The organism is Chryseobacterium sp. 'Rf worker isolate 10', from assembly GCF_050753305.1.
Lineage (GTDB): Bacteria > Bacteroidota > Bacteroidia > Flavobacteriales > Weeksellaceae > Chryseobacterium.
The window spans coordinates 1,998,724-2,016,883 of the sequence record NZ_JBOZOF010000001.1 but is presented as its reverse complement, the minus strand read 5'-3'; the positions used below and the strand labels follow the sequence as shown (position 1 = coordinate 2,016,883).

Annotated in this window: 17 protein-coding genes; 7 read left to right on the top strand and 10 right to left on the bottom strand. The window is 36.1% G+C overall.

What is annotated here, in order from left to right:
* The first annotated feature begins 208 nt into the window (after positions 1-208).
* The 6 genes from egtD (at position 209) to LKL37_RS09140 (ending at position 8,413) form a co-directional block, all read left to right on the top strand.
* Entirely contained in the window at positions 209-1,189 is a 981-nt protein-coding gene (gene egtD, locus LKL37_RS09165) for an L-histidine N(alpha)-methyltransferase (protein ID WP_431610249.1), read from the top strand.
* Between the two features lie 16 nt (positions 1,190-1,205).
* Entirely contained in the window at positions 1,206-2,396 is a 1,191-nt protein-coding gene (gene egtB / locus LKL37_RS09160; protein WP_431610248.1) for an ergothioneine biosynthesis protein EgtB, read from the top strand.
* 8 nt (positions 2,397-2,404) lie between these two features.
* Entirely contained in the window at positions 2,405-3,325 is a 921-nt protein-coding gene (locus LKL37_RS09155) for an ABC transporter ATP-binding protein (RefSeq protein WP_431610247.1), read from the top strand.
* Positions 3,322-4,887: an ABC transporter permease/substrate-binding protein gene (locus tag LKL37_RS09150; RefSeq protein ID WP_431610246.1), complete on the top strand. Its 1,566-nt coding sequence runs from the start codon at positions 3,322-3,324 to the stop codon at positions 4,885-4,887. Before LKL37_RS09155 ends, LKL37_RS09150 begins: the two co-directional genes overlap by 4 nt.
* A gap of 11 nt (positions 4,888-4,898) precedes the next feature.
* The gene (locus LKL37_RS09145; RefSeq protein ID WP_431610245.1) at positions 4,899-6,056 is read left to right on the top strand and encodes a MalY/PatB family protein; all 1,158 of its coding nucleotides are present in this window, start codon (positions 4,899-4,901) and stop codon (positions 6,054-6,056) included.
* 431 nt (positions 6,057-6,487) lie between these two features.
* Positions 6,488-8,413 (top strand): amidohydrolase, encoded by a 1,926-nt coding sequence (locus tag LKL37_RS09140; protein WP_431610244.1) that lies wholly within the window; start codon positions 6,488-6,490, stop codon positions 8,411-8,413.
* An 86-nt stretch (positions 8,414-8,499) separates the two neighbouring features.
* Here the strand turns inward: LKL37_RS09140 and LKL37_RS09135 are convergent, their stop codons facing one another.
* The 9 genes from LKL37_RS09135 to LKL37_RS09095 form a co-directional block, all read right to left on the bottom strand.
* Positions 8,500-9,609 (bottom strand): alpha/beta hydrolase family protein, encoded by a 1,110-nt coding sequence (locus LKL37_RS09135; RefSeq protein ID WP_431610243.1) that lies wholly within the window; start codon positions 9,607-9,609, stop codon positions 8,500-8,502.
* 37 nt (positions 9,610-9,646) lie between these two features.
* A complete protein-coding gene (locus LKL37_RS09130) occupies positions 9,647-10,258 on the bottom strand; it encodes a porin family protein (RefSeq protein ID WP_431610242.1) in 612 nt (203 codons plus the stop codon).
* Between the two features lie 136 nt (positions 10,259-10,394).
* Positions 10,395-11,405, bottom strand: a complete 1,011-nt coding sequence (locus LKL37_RS09125) for a sensor histidine kinase (protein ID WP_431610241.1) — start codon at positions 11,403-11,405, stop codon at positions 10,395-10,397.
* Complete coding sequence (locus tag LKL37_RS09120) at positions 11,396-12,151, bottom strand: LytR/AlgR family response regulator transcription factor (protein WP_431610240.1); 756 nt, start codon at positions 12,149-12,151, stop codon at positions 11,396-11,398. The genes LKL37_RS09125 and LKL37_RS09120 overlap by 10 nt, the downstream gene beginning before the upstream one ends.
* Before the next feature lie 150 nt (positions 12,152-12,301).
* A complete protein-coding gene (locus tag LKL37_RS09115) occupies positions 12,302-12,565 on the bottom strand; it encodes a heme oxygenase (protein ID WP_431610239.1) in 264 nt (87 codons plus the stop codon).
* A gap of 38 nt (positions 12,566-12,603) precedes the next feature.
* Positions 12,604-13,410, bottom strand: a complete 807-nt coding sequence (locus LKL37_RS09110) for a hypothetical protein (RefSeq protein WP_431610238.1) — start codon at positions 13,408-13,410, stop codon at positions 12,604-12,606.
* Between the two features lie 7 nt (positions 13,411-13,417).
* Positions 13,418-13,645 carry a hypothetical protein gene (locus LKL37_RS09105; protein ID WP_431610237.1) on the bottom strand — a complete coding sequence of 76 codons (228 nt, stop codon included), beginning with the start codon at positions 13,643-13,645 and terminating at the stop codon, positions 13,418-13,420.
* Positions 13,638-13,976: a cupin domain-containing protein gene (locus LKL37_RS09100; RefSeq protein ID WP_431610236.1), complete on the bottom strand. Its 339-nt coding sequence runs from the start codon at positions 13,974-13,976 to the stop codon at positions 13,638-13,640. The genes LKL37_RS09105 and LKL37_RS09100 overlap by 8 nt, the downstream gene beginning before the upstream one ends.
* 123 nt (positions 13,977-14,099) lie before the next feature.
* The gene (locus tag LKL37_RS09095; RefSeq protein WP_431610235.1) at positions 14,100-14,318 is read right to left on the bottom strand and encodes a hypothetical protein; all 219 of its coding nucleotides are present in this window, start codon (positions 14,316-14,318) and stop codon (positions 14,100-14,102) included.
* Between the two features lie 389 nt (positions 14,319-14,707).
* Here LKL37_RS09095 and LKL37_RS09090 point away from each other — a divergent pair, with 389 nt between their 5' ends.
* A complete protein-coding gene (locus LKL37_RS09090) occupies positions 14,708-15,805 on the top strand; it encodes a calcium:proton antiporter (RefSeq protein WP_431610234.1) in 1,098 nt (365 codons plus the stop codon).
* Between the two features lie 51 nt (positions 15,806-15,856).
* Here the strand turns inward: LKL37_RS09090 and LKL37_RS09085 are convergent, their stop codons facing one another.
* Positions 15,857-18,124 carry a glycosyltransferase gene (locus LKL37_RS09085; protein ID WP_431610233.1) on the bottom strand — a complete coding sequence of 756 codons (2,268 nt, stop codon included), beginning with the start codon at positions 18,122-18,124 and terminating at the stop codon, positions 15,857-15,859.
* Positions 18,125-18,160 lie beyond the last annotated feature (36 nt).

The following is an 18,160-nucleotide window of genomic DNA, read 5'->3' as shown; positions in this document are numbered from 1 at the left end:
AATGACACTGATACAGTGATTTTATTAAGGTACAACACTCAGAACGGTTCAGTATTTTATCAATAAAATGAGATGTGGTAGCATACAAATCGTAAATAAAACTTATCTTTAATTATATGAATTGGAGAAGCTTATAAGTTGACAGAATGTAATTCAGATGTCGGCAAGATAGTTGTACTCAATGAACCACCCAACCAAAATATAAACTATGAATGTACAGGCAAAACAGGATTATCATATTAAAAATGAAGATACTGACAATTTCGGTCCGGATGTTATAAAAGGCTTGTCCACTCATCCGAAAAAATTGTCTTCAAAATATTTTTACGACAAAACAGGCGACCATCTTTTCCAGCAGATCATGGCCATGCCGGAATATTATCTTACCGATTGCGAGCTGGATATATTTCAAAATAAAACAGAAGAACTTGCAAAAGCAATTTCCAATATCAATGAGTCTTTTGACTTGATAGAACTGGGCGCAGGCGATGCCATGAAATCATCTTACCTTCTCAAAAACTTAGTAGAGAAAGGAACGGATTTTACCTATATGCCTATCGATATTTCAGGGAATATTCTTTCTGTTTTACAGGAAAGCCTAAAGAAAAAACTGCCTGAACTGAAAATATTGCCGCTGGAAGGTGAGTATTTTGATATGCTTGATAAAGCAACAGCTCTTTCGAAAAGAAAAAAAGTAGTCCTTTTCTTAGGAGGAAATATAGGAAATATGGAAAGCGAGGAAGCCAGACATTTCTGCAGTGAAGTGAAAAGAAAACTGAATGCCGGAGATCTATTTCTCGTAGGTTTTGACCTCAAGAAAAATCCAAACACCATTCTTGCTGCATATAATGATCCGGCGGGAATTACCGCTTCTTTCAACCTTAATCTTCTTACAAGAATTAACCGGGAACTGAAAGCTGATTTCAAGGTGGAAAACTTCCAGCACTATCAAAATTATGACCCGGTTTCGGGGGCCTGCAGAAGTTTTTTAGTAAGTCTTTGTGATCAGGAAGTTCATGTAGGAACCCATTTGTTTCACTTTAAAAAAGATGAATGGATTGACATGGAAGTTTCTCAGAAGTTTTCGGAACAGGATATTAAAAAGCTGGCAGGAGATTCAGGGTTTCATATCCTTGTTGAGATTAACGACACAAAAAACTGGTTTGTAGATTCTATCTGGATGGTATAATTTAAAATGATTATTTATGAAAAAAGATGCATTACTTGTAGAAGCAAATCCTCATAAAAGCTGGCTGAAAAAGTACGCTGAAATCAGGAATCATTCTGTTGAGATTTGCAGTCCTTTGGAAATTGAAGATTATGTGGTTCAGCCTGTCGTGGATGTAAGTCCTCCCAAATGGCATTTGGGCCATACCACCTGGTTTTTCGAAACCTTTATTTTGCAGCCCAACTTTCCTGGGTATGAAGTTTTTGATCCTCAGTATAATTTTGTGTTCAACAGTTATTATGAAACCATCGGAGCTCGTGTGATCCGTACCGATAGAGGGAATCTGAGCCGACCTTCCGTTTCTGATGTTTTTAAATATCGTGAATATGTAGATCAAAAGATGGATGAATTTCTTCAGAACGGATATCTTACAGAATCACTGGAATCACTGTTGGAATTAGGCTTAAATCACGAACAGCAGCATCAGGAATTATTACTGACAGATATTAAATATATTTTAGGACACAATCCTTTATTTCCTGCTTACAAAAAGGAAAATATTTCAAAAAAGGAAAATACCGGAATATCAGAAATGATCAATTTTTCAGAAGGAATTTATGAAATCGGTTTTAATGGTGAAGGTTTCTGTTTTGATAATGAACTCGGAAGGCACAAAGTGTATCTGAATGATTTTAAAATTTGCAGCCAGCTGGTAACCAATAAAGAATATTTAGAATTTATAGAAGCCGGAGGTTACGAAGATTTCCGCCACTGGCATGCTGAAGGCTGGGACTGGGTAAGGCAAAACAATGCAAAATCTCCTTTATACTGGCATTTCATTGATGGAAAATGGATGAATTATACTTTAAACGGTTTACAGGAAATCGATTTAGAAGAAAAAGTCTGCCATATCAATTTTTTCGAAGCCTCTGCTTTTGCTTCTTGGAAGGGAAAACGCCTGCCCACAGAAGCTGAATGGGAAGTCGCATCAGAATATTTTGACTGGGGAAAACGATGGGAATGGACGAATTCTGCCTATCTTCCGTACCCCGGATTTAAAAAAGAAGCTGGAGCTGTAGGAGAATATAACGGGAAATTTATGGTAAATCAAATGGTGCTTCGTGGTGCTTCAGTGGCAACTCCGCCCGGACACAGCAGAAATACCTACCGGAATTTTTTCCCGACTCATTTGCAGTGGCAGTTTACCGGAATCCGGCTTGCACAATAATTTTGCCTATGATTACAGTTGAATCGGTTTCAAAAAGTTTTAACGGAAAAAAAGCAGTCGATGGTATTTCTTTTCAGGCCAGCGATAAGGAAATTCTGGTTCTCTTAGGAACAAGCGGCTGTGGAAAAACGACCATGCTGAAAATGATTAACCGTCTCATAGAAGTAGATTCCGGGAATATTTTAATTGACGGTAATAATATTCAGTCACAAAAAGCGGAAGAAGTACGTATGGGAATTGGTTTTGTCATGCAGCATTCCGGATTGTTTCCTCATTACAACATTCAGCAGAATATTGCAGTCATTCCCGATTTACTGAAATGGAACAAAAAAAAGACAGCAGACAGAACGCTGGAACTATTACATAAACTTCATCTTTCAGAAGATCTGCTTTCCAGGTTTCCCAGTGAATTAAGCGGAGGGCAACAGCAGAGAGTAGGAATTGCCAGAGCTTTAATTGCGGATTCGCCTGTCTTATTGATGGATGAACCGTTCGGAGCATTGGATACTATTACCAAAGCTGATATTCATGCAGAATTCAAATCGCTGGAAGAACTTAAAAATAAAACCATTATTCTGGTTACCCACGATGTTCAGGAAGCATTCGACTTAGGTCATAAAATTTGCCTGATGGATAATGGGAAGATTGTTCAGACAGGAACTCCAAAAGAAATGCTTTACCAGCCTAAAAATGATTTTGTTAAAAACTTCTTTGCCCAAAACAAACTTTTACTGGAATATAAAATAGCCAGATTGAAAGATGTGGCATCTTTGGTTGATAGCAATCGTTTCTATGGAGATCTTCAGTTTTCAGAGAACACAGGAGTTTGGGATGCTCTGCAGCAGTTGAGTGCAGAAAATTCGCTTTCCGAAGACTATGAAAACCTGGTTAAAGCTTTTAATGAATATCGAAAATTCCAGATTGTATGAGTGAACAAAGTTTTTGGCAGTTTGTTACAGAGCAGCATGAAAAACTGCTTATTCAGGTTGTACAGCATCTTGGGCTTACATTTTTGTCTTTGTTTCTGGCTATCATTATTGGGGTACCTTTAGGAATTTTAATTGCCCGAAAAAGAAAATTATCAGGTTCTGTTTTAGGAATTGCAGGCATTTTACAGACTATTCCCAGTATTGCTTTGCTCGGTTTTATGATTCCCGCTTTCGGAATCGGGGCAACTCCGGCCATTGTTGCATTGCTGATCTATGCGCTCTTACCCATCATAAGAAACACTTACACCGGAATTACAGAAGTAGATTCTGCTGTAACTGAAGCTGCAAAAGCTATGGGAATGAACAGAAAGCAACTGCTTTTTAAAGTGGAACTTCCTTTAGCTATGCCTGTTATTATTGCAGGAATCAGAACAGCGGCAGTTATCAATGTAGGTGTCGCAACCTTAGCGTCATTTGTGGCCGCAGGTGGTTTGGGGGAATTTATTTTTGGTGGAATCTCACTCAACAGCACCAATATGATCCTTGCCGGAGCCATTCCGGCTGCATTACTGGCTGTCCTTTTGGATCAGACTATTGCTGTTTTACAGAAATCAAGCTATCGTTCAGTAAAGAAATTAAAATATAGTATTCCGGTTGTATTAATCATCATTGGAGGCCTCTATCTTTTGAGTTCCACTTCAGATCATAAGCTTAAAGCAGGCTTTACCCCAGAGTTTATGGGAAGGCAGGACGGTGATCTGGGACTTCGTTCGGTATATGGATTAGATGTGCATCCTCTGGTTGTAAGCGACGCCATTATGTATAAAGCAGCTTATGAAAAAGACCTGGATCTGATTAGCGGATACTCTACAGACGGAAGAATCAAAGCTTTTGATCTCTATGTTCTGGAGGATGATAAGAAGATTTTTCCGCCTTATTTTGCCGCTCCGGTTATCAAAACAAAAACACTGGAAAAGTTTCCGGAACTGGAAAAAACACTGAATCTTTTATCAGGAAAATTCAATGATTCCATAATGACAGATCTTAATTATAAAGCGGATTATCTGAAACAGACTCCTGAGAAAATTGCTAAAGATTTTTTAATAAAAACGAATTTATATAAAGATCCGCGCAAGGGAAACTCCCGGATTATTAAAATCGGATCGAAAATTTTTGGTGAACAGTATATTCTTGCCGAAATTTACAAAATGCTCATTGAAGGCTATACCGAGTATAAAGTGGAAACGAAAACAGGGCTTGGCGGAACGAAAATCTGCTTTGATGCTCTGATGAATGATGCGATAGATTTTTATCCTGAATATACAGGAACCGGACTTTTGGTCTTGCTGAAGCCTACTGCAAAAACAGTAGAAGAAGTTTCTAAAAGCCCGGAAAAAACATTTAATTATGTCAATCTGGAGTTCCGGAAACAATACGGAATCCAATGGCTGAAACCTCTCGGATTTAATAATGCTTATGCTTTGATGATGCGAAAAAAACAGGCTGACGAACTTAAAGTTAAAAACATTTCAGACCTGAAAAATTATCTGGATTCAAAATAATGTTTCTAAAAATGAAGTACAATTTCGATGAAATCATAAAAAGAAGAGGAACCCATTCCGTAAAATGGGATTGGGCAAAAGAAGATATATTGCCCATGTGGGTGGCCGATATGGATTTTAAAACCGCTCCGGAAGTGATTGAAGCTATCTCTGAAAAGGTTTCGCATGGTATTTTCGGATATGGTACAATTCCTAAAGATTTTCATCATTCAGTAATTGATTGGTGGAAAGTGAATCATGGTTTTATTATAGAAAAAGACTGGATTTTACCTGCAACAGGAATGCTTCTGTCACTTTCGGCGATCATCCGTACTTTTGTGGAACCTGACGAAAATATTATTCTGCAAACCCCTGTTTATAATCATTTTTTTACCATTTTAGAAAATTATGGCTGTCATGTCGTCTGCAATGAGTTGAAATACGAAGCAGGAAATTACACCATCGATTTTGATGATCTGGAGAAGAAAGCTTCTGATCCGAAAACTAAACTGCTGTTGTTTTGTAATCCACATAATCCTGTTGGAAAAGTCTGGACGAGAGAAGACCTTGAAAAAATAGCGGAGATCTGTTCACGAAATCAGGTGATGGTGGTTTCTGATGAGATTCATTCTGATTTGATTTTTAATAACCACCAACATATTCCATTTGTTTCAATAGCTCAGAACTACCAGCTTGAATCGGTAACTTGTGGTTCACCATGTAAGACTTTTAATTTTTCAGGTTTACCCATATCCTATCTTATTTCTCTGAACAAAAACTTATTGGAGCAGACGCATAAGACTTTAGAGCTTCAGGAAAACAGCTATCCTAACCCAATTGCAATGGAAGCGATGATTGCAGCTTATACAAAAGGACACGAATGGATGGATGAGCTTAAACACTATCTGTATGAGAATTTTATATTTCTGAAAAATTATTGCAATGAGCATCTGCCAGAGATTAAAGTAATTCCTTTGGAAGCTACTTATCTTGTTTGGCTGGATTGCACTTCATTCGGTAAAACCTCTGATGAATTGTCAAAAATTCTTCTGATGGATGGTAAAGTCTGGCTGAATTCCGGAACGATGTATGGTAATAATGGGGAAGGCTTTCTGAGAATCAATATCGGGTGTCCAAGACAGCTTCTGACAGAGGGGCTTGAACGGCTTAAAAAAGCTTTGCAGGAATGAAATTATTATGTTCGAATTTGAAGTTCAATTTATCATAAAATAAACAATAAGCGCCAATTTGTAAAAATTGGCGCTTATTGTTTTTGAATGGCTCTGAACGGAATTCTATTGATTGTATTAATGGGAAGTTACAGACATTGAATTTTTAGACAGAAAGAATTAATCAATATTTGGTGAGAAAAAAATGTTTTGAAAGAATATTTTTATTATTTTTATGAAATAAACTAATACGTGGAAATAAATGAAAAATATTCATATATAAATATTTATGTGAATATAATATACTGAAAATAATCCTTTTAAATTTTAATTATGCAATAGGCCTTGTTCGGGCACAGGCTTGTATTTCTGCGGGTATAAAGACAGTACATGATTGAAAATATAGACAGATTGAATTAAACTTAGATAAACATTTAAACCCAATCACTCCTATGGAAAAATCACACAATCACACGCATGGCTGCACGCATTGTGCCTGCAACAATCCTGTTTTGGAAATTCTTAAAGAAGAACTTTTCAGCCCGGAAAATCTGGGAAAAATGAAATCCATTTCCGGGAAAAAGACTACTCAGAAGCCACAAACCTTAATGGTGAGTGGAGGAACCATCCGTCCTATGATTGGAGGATCAACGGAAACAGTTGAATCCATTGGATTTGCTAATGGAAAAGTTGTTATAACCGGTGATAAAAAAGCGGTAGAAAAATTTATGCTTAAAAATCACCCAAAACATCAAAAAAAAGTATTAACCGGAACTCAGACTTTACTTCCTGGTCTAATAGAGCCACATGTTCATATGGTTCCTACAGCAATGATGTCCGACTGGCTGGATGTGAGTCCTTTCAACGGTCAGGATTTGCTTGCTGTATATGATTTGGCTTCTGTGGGAGCAATAATAAATAATAATATTCCTAAAATTCCAGGATATGTTATTTTAGGAAGAGGTTTGGATCCGTCATTAATGCCTTTTGTCATAAAATCTGACGGCACAAAAGAACTGCAGACTATTGATAATGTGGTGCTTGATACTATTAATTCTGAGAAACCTATAATGCTGTTAAGTGCTTCTATGCATACCCTTTACCTGAATACCAAGGCTTTACAGCATGTATACAAAAACAGCAGTGAGATCAAAAAACAGTATAAAACCGTTGATCAATATATTCTGGAAACCAAAGGCCAGCTTCAGGAAAGTCCGGAAATGACACCCGCTTTGAAGGTGGTAATGGTTCAGATTATTGCAATGAGCGTACATATTAACAAATATCTGACAGAGCTTTTTCAACTGGCAAATTCCAGAGGAGTTACCTTCATGTATGATGCCGGTCTGAATAAAGGCTTTGAAACCCTTTTAAGGCTGTATGCTGAGATTCACCCTGAATTGGTAAGAACGGGCGGAGCATTTATTTGTTCCAGCCAGGAAGATGCCAATAATCTAGGCACCTATACAGAGCCTGATAATTATAAACCTGTTTATTACGGACATGTTAAAGTGGTTTCGGATGGATCAAACCAGGGACTTACCGGTTATCAGAGTGCTCCATACCTCTGTAATCCTGCTGATAATACAGGGATATTCAATTTTCCGCAGGCGGGTATTCCTGCGCATACGATTCCGCCAAGCTATAATACGTTAATCAATACTGTTGTGGCTGTAAAAGGCTGGCCGTTGATGGTGCATGCCAATGGGGATCAGGCAGTAACATTTGCAATTAATGCTTATCAGCGTTCTCTGGCTCAATATAAAGGTCCGGAGCTTCGTAACCGTATAGAGCACTGCTCGCTTCTGACCTCAGATCAAATTACCAATATGCTCCAAATGGGTGTTTCTCCGAGCTTTCTCATTGGACATGTCGGATATTGGGGATATGCTTTTAAAGAAGTAATATTCGGTGAGAAGGCGCAAATGCTTGACCTTTGCGGTTCAACACTTGCTGCTGGTATGAGAATTACCCTTCATAGCGATAATGAGGTAAGCCCATTAGGCCCTTTAAGAATGATGGAACAATCGATCACAAGAATAATGGAAAAGAATCCAAAAGATATTGAAGTTTTAAACAGTGCCGAACGCCTTACCCCTGAGCAGGCTTTGATTGCTGTTACTTATGATGCTGCCTGGCAGTGCTACGCAGACAAATGGGTAGGGTCATTAAATGATGGATATTTTGCTGATTTTGTTGTATTGGAACAGGATCCTCTTTCATTAAATACACCCTCACTGCAATATATGAAAATGAGAAATATTCCGGTATTGGAAACCTGGGTAGGGGGTGTATGTGTATATCCGCTGGATCAAAAGAAGAATCAGAATGGAAAATCCGTGTCTGAAAAAAATATGATCATGTCAGATAGCCTGTAGTTGTTTCTAAAAGAGCAGGCTGATTTTTTTTAGTTGAATATCAATCAGAGTAGATGGTTTTCTACTCTGATTGTGTTTTTTTGATCTTATTTTACCTGTATTTTTATCCAGTGCAAAATCTCTTTCAAGGCTGTTGGTGAGTAGGTTTGTTCTATTTTTTTGTATTCCTGAGGTGCTCCTGTATCAGATTCCTGGAATAAATGATTTAAATCCGGTAATTCCATAATAGTCATATTTCTGTTTCTGGCTTTTCGCAATGCTTTTTTTATGGCATTCAGATTTTCTTTTGGCGTTATCTGCAGATCTTTTTCTCCGTTAAGAGCTAAAACCGGAATCTTAACTTTTTTTAAGGTATTCACAGGATTATATTTGATGAAGTACTGCATCCAGGGAGTAGCATAGGTTTCAATCTGTGAGCGGATGAACTCGTCTGCAGTCATATGATCAGGTTTTTTAAAATCTGGATTTTCATTCAGGAACTTTTGCAGATGATCCCTTAAATCTGTTTTTAACACTTCAATATCCGAGGATTTTTTTACAAGATCAAATATCTTTTTATTGATCCTTTCTGTTGCTTTTATTTCTTCTTTGCTTACTCCTGATGCTTCTGCAATCAATTTTTGTTGTATCAAAAGGATTTTATCACCAGGAATTCCCGGTCCGCCCAGCATGACAATAAATGATATATCTTTGGACTGAATGGCTACTAATGGAGCAATGAGTCCTCCTTCACTATGTCCTATCAAACCGATTTTTCTTGAATCAATTTCCTTTCTTGTTTTAAGATATGCAACGGCACTTTCTACATCACTGGCCAAATCTGCGGATGTAGCACTGTTGAAATTGCCTTCAGACATGGCGGTTCCTCTGTCATCATACCGTAAAACAGCAATTCCGTTTTTGGTAAGAAAGTCTGAGAGAACCAGAAATGGTTTGTGTCCTGCCAATTCTTCGTTTCTGTTTTGAGGTCCGCTTCCGGTTATCAAAATAACTGCTGGGAAAATACCTTCCTTTTTGGGGAGTGTTAAAGTTCCTGCTAAATGTATTCCCGCTTGTTTGTTTTTAAAACGAACATCTTCTGAATAATAAGGGTAGGGTTTTTGAGGTTCTTGCGGCCGATTGGGTTTAATATCCTGTGCGAAAATCGGAGATGATGATATTAAAATGGCAATCAGTAATTGAATTACTTTCTTCATTTCTTTAATATTAAGGGTTAAAATTCTATAGACTCAGCTATAGTTTGTATCCGATTCCAAGTCCGAATGTCTGGCGTCTTATAGGGCTGTTGTTTATCGCTCCGATTCCATTCTGTGCCATATAAGATGCATTAATCTGGAAGTGCCCCAATTCATAACCAAGCATGGTGGCAGCTCCATAATTAAGTGGTTTCATTGCTGTTTTTCCTTCCGTATTCTTGCTATACATGTCAAGGCTTTCTGTTTTGGCACTGAATCCATAACCGATGTAGGGACCAATTCCGAAGAATAATTTTCCCGTTCCCATATTGAATTGAAAGACTGCATAAACAGGTACCTCCAGATCATAAGATTCTAATTTGGATTTTTCAGAGGTGAATTTGCTGCTCAGCTCAGAATTTCGATAATTAAACATCAAGTCGGTTTGAAGGGCAAACCACTTTCCGAAATCATATTTTAGAAATCCTCCGACGGAAGCGCCCAATCCCGGTGAGCTTTTTGAATAATCACTTTCTGAATCATACTGGTAGAATGTTGAATTCACTCCGCCTTTTAATCCTAAAGACATTTTGCTTTGGGCACGTAATGTAGAGGTACCGAGAAGAAATGTTGCTGTTGCAACAATTGATAAAATCACTGACTTTTTCATCGTAAAAATTGATATATACTAAACTTAATTGTCAGACAAAATTGCGCATAGGAAGTGTTGGAATGAAGTCTTTTCCGACGAAGTTCAGTGTCAATAAGATGAAGTTTATTTCGCAGTAGATTAAAAATACTGCTGGTTAATCCAAAAACGGTATTTTCACAATAAACTGGTTATCAGTTTTTATAATGCTAATTGCTTTGTTGTATAAAGCATATTGCTTTTGTAGGTTTTTTAGCCCTACACCGCCATGATCAGCAGTTTTCCTCAGTTGAAGATTATTGGAAACGGTAATGCCTTCTTCCGATACTTCAATGTGAACAGTTAATGGCTGGTTAGAAGTTGTAATATTATGTTTCACTGCATTTTCCAGCAGCAATTGAAGGCTTACAGGAATTACTTTTCTGCTGCCGTCTGTATTATTATTGAGTTGTATAAGCAGGTTGTTTTCAAATCTGATCTTTTCCAAAAATATATATGAATCCAGGAATTTCAGTTCTTCTTTCAATGAAACCGTCGGGTGCTCGTTGGTCATCAATAAATAGCGGTAAACGCCTGACATTTTTTTTGCAAAGAGATTTGCTTTTTCCGCATCTTCATAAGCCAGTGAAGCCAGAACATTGAGACTGTTGAATAAAAAATGCGGATTGATCTGTGCTTTTAACGTTTCATACTGATATTGTATTTTCTCTTTTTCCATAACCGCCATTTTATTTTCAGCTTCAATCTGCCTTTGGTTATAAAAGAAAATCTCAATTAAAAGAACTATAATACTATTCCAGAGGACAATAAAAATAGTTGACTTAATTATTTCCGGATCGGCATCAAATATTGACAGCCCTCCAAGAATAAGGTTGCCCAGAATTATTACCAATATGGAAAACAGTGATGAAACAAACAGGCCTAATGTAATATGGAAGTAAATATTACGTATTTTAAAGTATTTGTAAATAGCATTAATAATCAGAAAATCCATAAATGCAATAAATACACAGGGAAATAAATTGATGATGAAAAATTCTGTAAAGTTTTTCTCTTTTCCTGTTATTGTTTGAAATGCATAATAAAAGAAAGCCAATAGTATGGCGACTATCAGCACAAAAGAAATAATATGTTTCTTATTGACGTTTTTCATTATTCTCAATTCCATCCATCTACCCATTTCAGAAAATCTGAAACCCGTTCCCTACTGACTAAAATTTCGTGTGGACATTCAGGTTGAAATGTAAGTTTCAGACGGCTGTTGAAGTATTTGGAGATTTTTTTAATAGAAGTAATATTAGCGATACAATTGCGGGAAGCCCGGAAGAAAATTTTCTTGTCCAGCTGTGATTCTAATTGGGTGAGCGCGTAATCAATAACAAATTTTTTATCAGAAAATGTATGTAAAAAAACTACTTTTTCCTCACTGTAGAAGAAAGCAATATCATTGATGTTGATATGATGGTAGGTATCACCCATTTGAACAAGAAAGCGGCTTTTTTTGTGATGACCCAGCAAAGCATCTTCTATCTTTTTATAATCGAAGGGTGTATTTTTTACCGTATTCTGTTGTTGCAGTTTTTTTAGAGCGGCAGATAACTCGTCTTCTTCAACAGGTTTCAGCAGATAATCAATGCTGTTTAATTTAAAAGCCTGAATAGCATATTCATCGTAAGCCGTCGTGAAAATAATCGGGATTGATACCTGAATCTGTTCGAAAATTTCAAAGCAATTGCCATCGGCCAGGCGGATATCCATCAGTATAAAATCTACCGGATTGTTTTTGAGAAAAAGAATAGTATCTGCAACAGATTCTGTTCCTCCTGCCAATGTATAATCAGGACAAAGCTTTGCCATCATTCGTTTTATTTCCAGGTAGGCAAATCGCTCGTCTTCTACTATCAGATATTTCATATCACAAATCTTCTATTGTAAAATTAAGGATTGTAAATCATAATTAAACAGTTTTAGAGATAGAGTTCAGTATTAAGAGGATGAACTGTATTCTGGCTCATCCCAAGCGGACTGGTTTAGTTTATCATTATGGTTATTTAAATAACTTTTTCATATAAAATCATAATGATCTAATTTTATTACAAAGTAATGCTCAATTGTTTCTTGAGCTTTTTTGCACATTGATAAAAGCGCATTTTTTGACGTGTTGTCGAAACTAAAGTCATCATGGGTTTTCACAATATATTCGGTTACTATTTCAATATTCATTAAATCAATTTCTGCGACATCGGTTTTCAACCTATGCTCTTCTTTGAAGAAAGGAATTTTACGGAAAATAGAATCGTTAAACTGAAAGAGATGTATTGTTTTCATTGTACAGATATTTATTAGTTATAGATTGGGGGAGAAGACTATTTTGAAAATTTTTCTTTCATTTTTCCGTTAATCCACCTTTTAAGAATGACACGTTCTGAAGGCAGCTGATACATGCCTCCTGAAAGTATATGCAATAAACTGTCCCAAAGGTTTCCTTTTTTACTGGATTCATGGCTGTAATCGGTTAATATTTTCAAATACTGCTGTTCATATTCTCTTGCTTCTTTTAAAGTGTAATTTTTCGGAATATCTTTAATAATATCCACTGTGATATTATTAAAAATTTTAGGGGTGTATTTTTCAATAAAGTCAGATTCAAGTTTGCAGATACTTATAAGCGGGGTGAGTAAAGATAAAATTTCATCGTAAAAGCTGCATATAGATGTTTTCCAGGATAATCTTTCTTCTTTTGGCAGAATCTGATTCCCTATTTGGATAAGTTTCTCATGATTCCCTTCTAAGCCGTTCATATAGATTTTGTTTTGCTGCCAGAATATAGAAGAATTTATTTTATTTTTTTTAATAATATTATCCAGTATATATTCAAACTGCAGTCTGACATATTGCATATTATCATTAAGGTCAACGAGTACAGACTGCCATAAATTATGCTTGCTAAGGCCGCAATGGGTACTGAATACCAATCTTGATTTGTTGTTGAGAATCTGTAATTCCTTTAACATTCTAAGTATTTCCTTCGTATCCCTTTCCAAAGTAATATTGGTATTCCTGATATAGAATAATGAGACAAACTGAGAATAATAGACCTTGCGTGAAGTATTCTTTTTATTCCTAAGCCCAAATCTGTTTTTGGGTTTCAGATGTTTATTTGGCTGTTTCATTAGAGTTTTATTGTAAATCATTTTTTGTATTCCTTTTTTCAAAATACTTTTTTTGCATAATAAGTGAAATAAGATATTGTCTTAAGTCCTTGATCGTGATATCTTTTTCTGCAAAAGAAAAAAATAACGGTGTTTCGTCTAAAAGCTCATACAATTCAGGGTAATTTTTCTGAATTTCAAGCGTCTTTTTAAAAATCCTCTTTGTTAAAATGGATGTAATTTCTACTTTATTCATAGCCGCTTTTTATTATGGTTAATATCATTTTAAAGCGTTTATTTCCTTTTATGGAATTAGGCTGATGAGCAGGAATGATAATACATTCACCTTCTTCCACAAAATAAGAAGCTCCATCTATGATGATTTCTGCCTTACCTTCGATAATCTGTATCACAGTGTCAAAAGGAGATATTTTCTCCGGAAGTCCTTCATCATCATCAAAAGCCAGGATATTGATAGTACCTGTTAATTTTCCCAGTATGGTTCTGCTGATTACAGAATTTGAGATATATTCTACCATCTGGCTGATAACATACACTTTGGATTTCTCAAGTTCTTTATGATTCATCACAGTCTGTTTAAGGGTAAAGAGTCGGTATGTTGTAAACAAAAGGGATGAAAATGCCTGATTTTTCATCCCTTTTTTCAGTCAAATCTCTTTTTAACAGGTATTTACTGTATTGGTGAAGCGTTATGAAAGATTAATTTCTTTTAAAATATTAAGAACCTCTTCACGGTTTTTTCTTAGCCTGCTTCCAATTCTTTCAAGCATTTCTTTTTCTTTACCTTCTTCAAGTTTCAGATCATAATCTGTTAATGTCGAAAATTTTTCTTTCAGATGTTTTGCCTGTACATTCCAGTCTCCCGGAATTTTGAAAGATTTGTCACCTTTGTTGTGGTTTGTGTCCATAATGTGGATTTTTTTGTAACTTAATTGCTACAGTACAAAGTTGGCTGATTTATAATATATTGTATTACAGATTACTTTTTTAATGTTGTAGATATCACACTTTTGTAAATGTTCAGGTTGTTCTATTCTTAAAATAAAGCCGTATGAATAGAAAAATGTTCTAATAAGTGATTGATAATTCGTATCTTAGTGCATTATTACGTTGAGCTTCCAATTTGGAGTTTTAAAGTTCTTGTATATTACTTTTTTTCATTAGTTAAAAAATTTCTGAAATAGTATCTCTGAAACGCTTCTGACTGTTCATATAATCTATTGTTAAAATAGAAATATAGATCTGTTGATTTTCTCAAAACTACAGTTCAACCTTATAAAAAATGATTACTGTTTATATGAATACAAAAAAATATTTATGGATGTGGACATTCTTAGTTCCCATTCTGGCATGGATTTCTTATTTTGGGAATCCTGTTTTTGCATCAGGTTATTATTCTGTGATTCTTACTTTGTTCCTGATGGGAAGCGTTCTTGCAGCGGTGTATCATTCTGAAGTTATTGCTCTTCGTCTTGGTGAGCCTTTCGGAACTCTGCTCCTTGCATTTGCAATCACTGTAATAGAAGTTGGATTAATTATTTCCATTATGATGGGCGCTAAGGGCCTGGAGACAATTACGCTTGCCAGAGATACTGTTTTTGCTGCAGTCATGATTATTCTTAACGGAATTATCGGAAGCTGTATTGTAATTGGCTCTTTAAGATACAGGGAACAAAGTTTTACCTTGCAAGGCGTAAGCACTGCTCTCATAACTCTTACCTCAGTTATTATTTTTGTGCTTATTCTGCCCAATTATACAGTGAGTCATCTTGGCGGCGAATATACCTCTTTCCAGCTTCTTTTTATCGCATTGATTTCTTTGGGGCTTTATCTGGGGTTTACAATGATTCAAACTTTTAGACATCAAAGCTTTTTCATTTCTCCACAAAACAAACTATCTGGAAAAGAAACTGTACACAGCAGCGATGAAAAGATTTCTCAAAAAGAATTATATATCAGCTGTATACTTTTGATCTTGTGTTTGGGAATTGTTGTTTTGCTGGCAAAGCTTCTTTCAAAAGACGTAGAGCATATTGTAATTTCAGTAGGAGCTCCAAGATCTCTGGTAGGAATTATTATTGCCGGTATTGTTCTTCTTCCTGAGGGGCTTGCTGCGTTCAGAGCGGCGAAAAATGATCAGATTCAGACTTCATTAAATCTGGCTTTTGGTTCTGCTTTGGCAAGTATTGGACTCAGTATCCCTGCTATTGCTATAATATCTGTAATGACCGGCATAAGAATGTCCTTGGGAATAGATATCAAATCTACTATACTTTTAGGACTATCACTTTTTATTATTACCGTTTCACTGGCAACAGGCAGAACCAATATCATGCAGGGGATTGTACTTATCGGTATATTTTTAATTTATCTTTTCATTACAATAGTACCATAAACAGGTTGTTTAAAAAAAAATCAAGTTATATCAGCAGGTAATTAAAGGCTGTTATTTAGGAAAGCAGAGTCTGGCCATGAGATAGCTGACTGTTGATTCTGCTCCCTGATTGAGATTAACATTTTTCTCTTCAAGTCCATCATAACAGCCACCTGTAGCAGGGTTATAGATGATCTGATGTAAATGATTCTTTCCTAAAAACCAATTAAAAGCACTCCTCATCATTAGTAAGTATTTTTCATCTTTGAAAACCTTATAGAATGTAGATAAGGCCAGTATGGTATAGGCAACATCAATGGGCTGTTCACCGCCAATGGATTCATTACTTTTAACCATCTCTTTCTGCAGCCATCCTTTGTTGGAAATTACTTTGATCTCTCCCTTAATAAATATTTTAGAAAGAAGAAACTGGAAAGATTCGTGGGCAATTTGCTTATACATTTCGTCTTTGGTCGTAATCCACGCACACAATAAAGCCTCAGGGAGTAAACTGTTTCCATAGGTCAGATAGCTTTCAAACCAATGCCAGTCTCTGTGTTTTTCATGCTGATACATTTTCACCAGGCGGTTGGCCAGCTTTTTCATTAATGGAATATTGGTTTCAGAATTTTGATAATGTAAACCCTTGATGATAAAGCCCATCGCTCGGGTAGAATAGATTTGTGCAATAGACGGAAGGCTTTTTTCAATCATTGATTCTGCGTCATCAGAAAACTGTTGAGGTAAAATAGTCTTTATTGAAAGAAGGTATCCCAGTGCCCAGACAGCCCTTCCATTAGAATCTTCAAGATTGGTTTCATAATTCTGCTGAGCAAACTCCTTGTGCTCATTTACATAGTTGAGAAAACTACCATCTGGTTGTTGACAAAACCTGATGACATTCAGGTAAGTTGAGATTAAGTCAAGATCAGATTCATCTCTGTTCAGTTCATAATGTCTGCAGGCTACAATCAATGCACGGGCATTATCGTCCAAAGTATATCCCGAATTTATATCAGGTTTATTGATTCTAGAAAACTGGATTATTCCAAAATCTGTCGTCATATTTTTGATATGACTAAGATTAATAATGGGGAATGCATAATGTAGTGTCATGTTGTTTTTGCTGTATTTTTGAAATAATAGGGCGTGTGAAATAGAAGAATTTTCCCAGGCTGTGGGAGCCATTTTTTCCAAACTATTTGATCTTAATTTCTCTTGTGCATTTTCATTTTTCAATAGTTTGTTCACGGCAGCAGAGAGCTGTTCCGGAGCTTCAAAATCAATAATAATTCCCAGGTCATCATTTAATACCTCTAGTGCATGGGGAATAGGAGTTGAAACAATAGGGCATCCACAGCTGATAGCGTAGGAAAAAGTACCGCTTACTGCCTGATTTCTGTCTTTTGAAGTGAAAAGATAAATATTTGTAAGCTGCAGATAATCAAGCAACTCATCTAAAGGTAGATATTGATTGATAAATAAAGTATGTTTTTCCAGGTGAAGCCTTTTAATAGTTTCTTGCAGAAAGTCACGATACTTTTCACCTTCGTTCTTTACGATGCCGGGATGTGTTTTTCCAATGATCAGGAACATCACATCCGGATTTTGAGAGATGATTTCAGGGAGTGCCTCCAGGGTTGTTTCAATGTTTTTTCCGGAGCCCAATAAACCGAATGTTGAAAGTACCTTTTTGTCTTTAAGGCCATATTTCGTTTTCAGGGAAATTTTATCGATGAATGGCAATAAATGAGTGCCATGCGGTATTACGGTGATTTTCTCAGAAGGAATGTCATAATCATTGATCAGAATATCAGCAGAAATACCGGTCATTACAATAATAGATTTGGAGAAACTGCTGATTTCTTTTACCTTTTCTTTTAATTTCTGATCCGGTTTGGGAAGAACGGTATGAAAAGTAATAATCAGATCTTTTTTTAAGTTCCGGAGAAAAATTGATAATCCGTTTTGAGTTTCATTAAAGAAGCCGAATTCATGCTGGAGCATAATAAACTGAATATTGTCATTTTTATTGATTTTATAGGCTAGTTTCAGATAAGATTTTGCATCGGATGTATTTAATCTGTATTCAGTCTTTTCAGTATACTGGTAATTTTCGTCCTCAGTTTCCATAGGGCAGATCATTATTTTAAATGACTCACTGAACTTCAGCTGAAGAGATCTTATCAGATCCTGGCAATACGTTGCAATACCACACACCTTAGGAGGAAAAGTACTGATAAAGACAATTTCGGGTTTATGATTAATTGTGTTTTTCTTACTTGGGGCAGATCGTCTTTTTGTCTTTTCCTCCACGTCTGAATTAATATTTTTATTCATGTTGATTTTTATTTTAGTTCTGACACCTCCTATTGA

What these genes read in the sequence shown, in the direction of transcription:
- LKL37_RS09140 (WP_431610244.1), top strand. Translation starts at nt 6,488, where the DNA reads ATGGAAAAATCACACAATCACACGCATGGCTGCACGCATTGTGCCTGC.
- LKL37_RS09120 (WP_431610240.1), bottom strand. Translation starts at nt 12,151, where the DNA reads ATGAAATATCTGATAGTAGAAGACGAGCGATTTGCCTACCTGGAAATA.
- LKL37_RS09085 (WP_431610233.1), bottom strand. Translation starts at nt 18,124, where the DNA reads ATGAATAAAAATATTAATTCAGACGTGGAGGAAAAGACAAAAAGACGA.
- LKL37_RS09150 (WP_431610246.1), top strand. Translation starts at nt 3,322, where the DNA reads ATGAGTGAACAAAGTTTTTGGCAGTTTGTTACAGAGCAGCATGAAAAA.
- LKL37_RS09135 (WP_431610243.1), bottom strand. Translation starts at nt 9,609, where the DNA reads ATGAAGAAAGTAATTCAATTACTGATTGCCATTTTAATATCATCATCT.
- egtB (WP_431610248.1), top strand. Translation starts at nt 1,206, where the DNA reads ATGAAAAAAGATGCATTACTTGTAGAAGCAAATCCTCATAAAAGCTGG.
- LKL37_RS09110 (WP_431610238.1), bottom strand. Translation starts at nt 13,410, where the DNA reads ATGAAACAGCCAAATAAACATCTGAAACCCAAAAACAGATTTGGGCTT.
- LKL37_RS09100 (WP_431610236.1), bottom strand. Translation starts at nt 13,976, where the DNA reads ATGAATCATAAAGAACTTGAGAAATCCAAAGTGTATGTTATCAGCCAG.
- LKL37_RS09145 (WP_431610245.1), top strand. Translation starts at nt 4,899, where the DNA reads ATGAAGTACAATTTCGATGAAATCATAAAAAGAAGAGGAACCCATTCC.
- LKL37_RS09095 (WP_431610235.1), bottom strand. Translation starts at nt 14,318, where the DNA reads ATGGACACAAACCACAACAAAGGTGACAAATCTTTCAAAATTCCGGGA.
- LKL37_RS09130 (WP_431610242.1), bottom strand. Translation starts at nt 10,258, where the DNA reads ATGAAAAAGTCAGTGATTTTATCAATTGTTGCAACAGCAACATTTCTT.
- LKL37_RS09115 (WP_431610239.1), bottom strand. Translation starts at nt 12,565, where the DNA reads ATGAAAACAATACATCTCTTTCAGTTTAACGATTCTATTTTCCGTAAA.
- egtD (WP_431610249.1), top strand. Translation starts at nt 209, where the DNA reads ATGAATGTACAGGCAAAACAGGATTATCATATTAAAAATGAAGATACT.
- LKL37_RS09105 (WP_431610237.1), bottom strand. Translation starts at nt 13,645, where the DNA reads ATGAATAAAGTAGAAATTACATCCATTTTAACAAAGAGGATTTTTAAA.
- LKL37_RS09125 (WP_431610241.1), bottom strand. Translation starts at nt 11,405, where the DNA reads ATGGAATTGAGAATAATGAAAAACGTCAATAAGAAACATATTATTTCT.
- LKL37_RS09155 (WP_431610247.1), top strand. Translation starts at nt 2,405, where the DNA reads ATGATTACAGTTGAATCGGTTTCAAAAAGTTTTAACGGAAAAAAAGCA.
- LKL37_RS09090 (WP_431610234.1), top strand. Translation starts at nt 14,708, where the DNA reads ATGAATACAAAAAAATATTTATGGATGTGGACATTCTTAGTTCCCATT.